We start from the raw sequence: 2,410 nt of genomic DNA, 5'->3' as shown, positions 1-2,410 counted from the left end.
ATGCCGACGCCGCCGGTGGCGGCGTGGACGAGGAGTGTTTCGCCCGGTTGTGCTTCGGCGAGGTCGACCAGGCCGTAGTACGCGGTCAGGAACACCACCGGAACAGCCGCCGCCTCGGCGTACGTCCACCCGTTCGGCACCTGGGTGAGCACCCGGTGGTCGGCGACCGTGATCGGCCCGACACCGCCCGGCAGCAGGCCCATCACCCGGTCGCCGGGGGCCAGATCGCTCACGCCCGGGCCGACCTCCAGAACCACGCCGGCGCCCTCGCCGCCCGGCGGCCGGGAGTCGCCGCGCACCATGTCGAGGCCGATCAGAATGTCCCGGAAGTTCAGGCCGGCGGCCCGCACCTCCAGCCGAACCTGTCCCTCGCCCAGTGGTTCGAGGGCCTCGGGCGCGGGTTCCAGGTACAAATCCTCCAGGGTGCCGGTATGCGCGGACGCCAACCGCCAGTTGGCACCGTCCGCGGGCACCGCCAGGACCTCGTCGGCCACCGGACGGGTCAGACGCGGCAGGAACGCCTGCCCATGTCGCAGCGCGAGTTGGGGTTCACCGGTGGCCAGCGCGAGCCGAAGCACACGCTGCGACTCGGCACTGCCGTCGGTGTCGACGAGGATGAAGCGATCCGGGTTCTCGGACTGCGCGGAGCGCAGTAGGCCCCAGAGCGTGGCGCCCGGCAGGTCGGCCACGTCCTCGCCGGGGTGGGTGCCGACGGCACCTCGGGTGAGGACGGCCAGTCGAATGCCGGTGAGCTGCTCGTTCGCCGCCCACTCCTGAAGGAGCGCGAGCGTGCGCCGGGTGATCGTCCGTACGGTGGCGGCCGGGTCGGCGGAGTCGCCGTCCGTACCCGACGCGACCGGTGTCGCGGCGTCCAGCACGAGCACCGCCGGCTGCTCGGCGCCATTGTCGAAACGGCCCAGCCAGTGCAGCAGTTCGTCAGGGGTCAGGACGGGCGGAACGGAGGCGTAGGGGTCGGCTGAACCAGTGGACGAGGTGGACCGGATCGGCCTGTCGGCCTCGTCGGTCGACGAGCCGTCGGCCGAGGTCAACGAGAGCGGCGTCCAGTCGAGCCGGAACAGCGCCTCGTGCCGGTGTGGGGTGTCGCCTTGTCCCGCCGAGGCCAACGCGGCGAGGTGCTCCGGCGAGATCGCCCGAGTCGCCAGCGCGCCGACCGAGACCACGGGCGCGCCGACCGCGTCGGCGACGTCGAGCGCAACGACCCCGTCGCCCACGCGCGCAAGCCGAACCCGCAACGAACGTGCACCGGCGGCGTGCAGCCGAACACCGCGCCAGGAGAAGGGCAACCGGATCGATCCGTCGGTCGCGTCGTCCGCGTCCCCTCGTTCGTCGTCGCGAGACAGGAGGTCGCGCGCCATCGGGTGGAGCGCGGCATCGAGCAGCGCGGGGTGGAGCCCGAAGGCAGCCGGGTCGGTGCCCTCGGGCAGGCTCACCTCGGCGAAGAGATCGTCGCCGACCTGCCAGGCGGCGCGAACCCCCTGGAATACCGAGCCGTATCCGTAACCAGCGGAGGCCAGCGTCCCGTACAACTCGTCGGCGTCGATCGGCACGCCATCGACAGGCGGCCAACTCGTCGCGTCGAACGTCGCTGCCGTGGCGCCGAGTGGGTCGGGGGCCAGGGTGCCCGCGGCGTGCCGGGTCCAGGGTTGGTCGGTGTTCGCGTCGTCGCTGCGGGAGTGGATGGTGACGGCGCGCCGGCCGGTGTCGTCCAGGGCGGCGACGGCGACTTGGAGCCGGACGGCGCCGATCGCCGGGACGACGAGGGGGTTCTCCAGGACGAGTTCTTCGAGGTTCGGTGTGTCACCGAGCTCGGCGGCGTGCAGCGCGAGATCGACGAACGCGGTGCCGGGCAGCAGCACGGTGTCCAGGACCGCGTGATCGGCCAACCACGGGTGGGTGGCGAGCGAGACCCGGCCGGTCAGTACCAGCGGTCCACCGTCGGCGAGTTCGACCGCCGCCCCGAGGAACTCGTGTTCCGTCGAGACGAGTCCGAGCCCACTCGGGTCCTTGGCGACGGCCGGGGTGTCGAGCCAGTAGTCCCGGTACTGGAAGGCGTACGTCGGCAACCCGGGATCGGGGGTGCCCGACGCGGACGGCGGGGGGATGTGCGTGGCCAGCGCTCGGGAAACGCCGTGGGTGTGCAGGGTTGCCAGGCTGGTGGTGAAGCGGTGGTGGGTGCCTTGGTCGCGGCGGAGGGTTTCCACGACGTGGACGTTGGGGTTGTTGGCCGTGTCGGAAATGGCGTGGGTGAGGACGGGGTGGGGGCTGGACTCGATGTAGATGTGGTGGTTGTTGTGGGTGAGTTGTTCGATGGTGGGTTGGAGGAGGACGGGGTTGCGGAGGTTGTCGTACCAGTAGTGGGCGTTGAGGGTGGTGGTGTCTTGGATGTGGG

At 71.4% G+C, this 2,410-nt stretch carries 1 protein-coding gene; it reads right to left on the bottom strand.

The window, feature by feature from the left end; translation table 11 throughout:
• The coding region (locus ACZ4FV_RS52050) for a SpnB-like Rossmann fold domain-containing protein (RefSeq protein ID WP_465328469.1) at positions 1–2,410 on the bottom strand (2,410 nt) is incomplete at both ends.

It is taken from the genome of Embleya sp. NPDC025285 (assembly GCF_055558835.1).
Note: the sequence above shows the minus strand (reverse complement) of the source record. Positions and strands in the feature narration are given on the sequence as shown.